A 3294-nucleotide genomic window follows, 5' to 3' on the forward strand; every position below is an offset into this window, starting at 1 on the left:
GTCCTGCGCACACGGCAAGACCGGGGTTGGGCGTCCTGCCCAACCCGCCCGAGGTATACCTCGGGCCCATGCGGCTCACGCCCCCGCAACCGGACCCACCCCGCCTTCGACAGATTCCTGCGATCTGTCGGAMCGRCGTTCTGTGTTGCTGTTGGTGGGTGTCGACCKTGGTCGACACGTAGATTCACGCCATGCGTGGATCAGGAATTGCAGTGAGCATGAACGGACATCGGATCGTTCGCCCGGAAGTGCCATGAGACAATTGGAAGCAATCCGGCTGCTTCCAGCCGCCCATGCGGCCCGTTTTCTTCCTGATGTCCACTTCTTCCCCCCGCATCGCCACCACGTCCCCGCGCATCGCTCTGGGCGGCATCGGCCTGGCTGCGATCGGCGCCATTGCTGCCTCGGGCAAGGCGATCATCGTCAAGCTGGGGCTGCGCCATGGCGTGGACGCGACCACGCTGCTGGCGCTGCGCATGCTGATGGCGCTGCCGCTGTTCGTGCTGATGGCGGTGTGGGCCTCGCGCCGTGCGGCGCCGCTGTCGTGGGCCGACCGCGCGCGCGTGCTGTGGCTTGGCTTCACCGGTTACTACCTGTCCAGCCTGCTGGATTTCCAGGGCCTGCAGTACATCAGCGTGACCCTGGAACGGTTGATCCTGTACTTGAACCCGACCCTGGTGCTGCTGATCAACGTGCTGCTGGCGCGGCAGCGGCCGGGTCGCTGGCAGGTCGGCGCGCTGGTGCTGAGCTATATCGGCGTGCTGATCGCCTTCGGCCACGATCTGCAGCGTGAGGGCGGGCAGATCATCCTCGGCAGCCTGCTGGTGCTGGGCAGTGCACTCAGCTATGCGCTGTACCTGTTCGGCAGTGGGCAGGTGGTGGCGCGCATCGGTGCGGTGCGGCTGACCGCCTATGCCAGCTGCGTGGCCAGCGCGCTGGTGCTGCTGCATTTCGCGGTGACCCATCCGCTGCCGCTGCTGTGGCAGGCTCCGGCGCCGGTGCAGTGGCTGTCGCTGGTCAACGCCACCGTGTGCACGGTGCTGCCGGTGCTGGCGATCATGCTGGCGGTGCAGCGCGTGGGTTCGTCGCTGGCCGCGCAGGTCGGTATGCTGGGCCCTGTTTCCACCATCGTGATGAGCCTATGGCTGCTCGACGAACCGATGGGGCCGGCGCAGATCGCCGGCACCGTACTGGTGCTGATCGGCGTACTGCTGGTGACCCGCCTGCGACGCTGACGCCGGAGCAGGCGCGTGCGCGCATCCTGGCGGTGATCCGTGCGATTCCGCCTGGCAAGGTGATGGGCTACGGCCAGGTGGCGATGCGTGCCGGCCTGCCTGGGCGCGCGCGGTTGACCGCACGCATCCTCGGCCAGAACGACGATCCAGACCTGCCCTGGCACCGCGTGCTGCGCTCGGATGGGCGCATTGCCATGGAAGAAGGGTCGGCCGGCTGGCGCGAGCAGTCGCAGCGGCTGCGTGCCGAGGGCGTAGTGGTGGAGAATGGCCGGGTGCGGATGCCCGCGACCGATCCGGTTGCAGCGCTGGATGCGGCCGTGTGGGGCCCCGGTTGAGCGCCGCTGGCGACTGAACAGGCTACGCCTGCCGGTCGCCAACAAGACACGGTGCTGCGGCTATGATGGAGGCCGTTCCATGCCGGTGTCCCCATGTTCCCGCGACTGCCAACCGTCACCAAGGCCCTGTTGATCGCCAACGCGATCCTGTTCCTGCTGCAGCAGCCGTTCCTGCTCGGCATGCAGACCTTCGAGCCGTTCATGCTGCAGCCGCTGCAGCAGGGCTTCGATGCGTTCTCGCCGGGCGGCAATTTCCAGCCCTGGCAGCTGCTGACCTACGGCTTCCTGCACGGCAGCTTCTTCCATCTGTTCTTCAACATGCTGGCCGTCTTCATGTTCGGCGCGCCGCTGGAACAGACCTGGGGTGAGAAGCGCTTCCTGACCTATTACCTGGTGTGCGTGGTCGGTGCCGGCGTGTGCCAGTTGCTGGTCGGTACGATGCTCGACAATCCGGCCACGGTGCTGGGCGCGTCCGGTGGTGTGTTCGGCCTGCTGCTGGCTTACGGCATGCTGTTCCCCAACCAGCGGGTGATGCTGCTGTTCCCGCCGATTCCGATGAAGGCGCGTACGTTCGTGATCCTGTTCGGTGTCGGCGAGCTGGTGCTGGGCATGACCGGCTGGCAGCCGGGCGTGGCCCATTTCGCGCACCTGGGCGGCATGCTGTTCGGCTGGCTGCTGATCCGCTACTGGCGCGGCCAACCGCCGTTCAACAAGCGTCGTCCGCCCGGCCCGCCGAAGCGCCCGAACCACCTGCGCAGCGTGAAGTGAGGCGCAGGTGGGTGCCAACCTTGGTTGGCACACCTTGTCCCACGCGGGTAGGTGCCAACCTTGGTTGGCACGCATTTCATGCATCGGCCAACACCACCTGCGCCGCGTTGTGCCCGGGCGCKCCGGTCACCCCACCGCCCGGATGCGTGCCCGCGCCGCACAGATACAGGCCGGGCAGGGCGCCACGATAGCCGGCCTGGCCAACCATGGGCCGCGCCGAGAACAGCTGGTTGGCGCTGAGCGCACCGTGGAAGATGTCGCCACCGATCAGCCCGAACGTCCGTTCCAGATCCAAGGGTGACAGTGCCTGTCGACCAAGCACGCTGTCGGCGAAGCCGGGAGCGTAGTGATCGACGGTGGCGATCATCAGGTCGGCAACGGTATCGCGGTGATCATCCCAGTGACGGCCATCGGGCAGCACCGGTGCCACGTGCTGGCAGAACAGGCTGGCCACATGCTGCCCGGGTGGCGCCAACGAGTCGTCCAGCGTGCTCGGAATCAGCATCTCCACGATCGGCTCGCGCGACCACCCCTCGCGGCGTGCATCCAGCCAGGCACGGTCCATGTAATCCAGGCTGGGCGCCATGATGATGCCTGCACTGAGGTGATCGCCGGGGCCGGGCAGGGCGCGGAAATCCGGCAGCCGCGACAGCGCCACGTTCATCCGGAACGTGCCCGAGCCGCAGCGCCAGTTCGCCATGCGTTCACGGGTGGTGACGGGAACCTGGGCGGGCTGCAGCAGTTGTTCGTACAGCAGCTTCGGGTTGACGTTGGCCACCACGGCACGTGCGCGCAGGCTCTCGCCGCCGGACAGCGCGACGCCGACCACGCGCCCGTCCTCAACCAGCAGGCGCTGCACGCCGGCATCGACGCGCAGCTCGGCGCCGGCCGCACGCGCGGACGCGGCGATGGCCTGGCTGATCGCGCCCATGCCACCGATGGCGTGGCCCCACGCG

Annotated in this window: 4 protein-coding genes; 3 read left to right on the plus strand and 1 reads right to left on the minus strand. The window is 67.8% G+C overall.

Annotated features, from left to right (window positions below):
- The first annotated feature begins 314 nt into the window (after positions 1 to 314).
- The 3 genes from AB4Y84_RS17050 to AB4Y84_RS17060 all read left to right on the plus strand — a co-directional run bounded on the left by AB4Y84_RS17050 (position 315) and on the right by AB4Y84_RS17060 (position 2338).
- The gene (locus AB4Y84_RS17050) at positions 315 to 1235 is read left to right on the plus strand and encodes a DMT family transporter (protein ID WP_312109917.1); all 921 of its coding nucleotides are present in this window, start codon (positions 315 to 317) and stop codon (positions 1233 to 1235) included.
- Positions 1142 to 1570: an MGMT family protein gene (locus AB4Y84_RS17055; RefSeq protein ID WP_428705144.1), complete on the plus strand. Its 429-nt coding sequence runs from the start codon at positions 1142 to 1144 to the stop codon at positions 1568 to 1570. The genes AB4Y84_RS17050 and AB4Y84_RS17055 overlap by 94 nt, the downstream gene beginning before the upstream one ends.
- Positions 1571 to 1663: 93 nt before the next feature.
- Positions 1664 to 2338, plus strand: a complete 675-nt coding sequence (locus AB4Y84_RS17060; RefSeq protein WP_223482807.1) for a rhomboid family intramembrane serine protease — start codon at positions 1664 to 1666, stop codon at positions 2336 to 2338.
- Positions 2339 to 2414: 76 nt separating this feature from the next.
- On the opposite strand, the gene AB4Y84_RS17065 is transcribed toward AB4Y84_RS17060, so the two are convergent.
- The coding region (locus AB4Y84_RS17065) for a phytoene desaturase family protein (protein WP_442250507.1) at positions 2415 to 3294 on the minus strand (880 nt) is incomplete at its 5' end.

The sequence above is a fragment of the Stenotrophomonas sp. 2YAF22 genome (assembly GCF_052114665.1).
GTDB classification, from domain to species: Bacteria; Pseudomonadota; Gammaproteobacteria; order Xanthomonadales; family Xanthomonadaceae; genus Stenotrophomonas; species Stenotrophomonas indicatrix.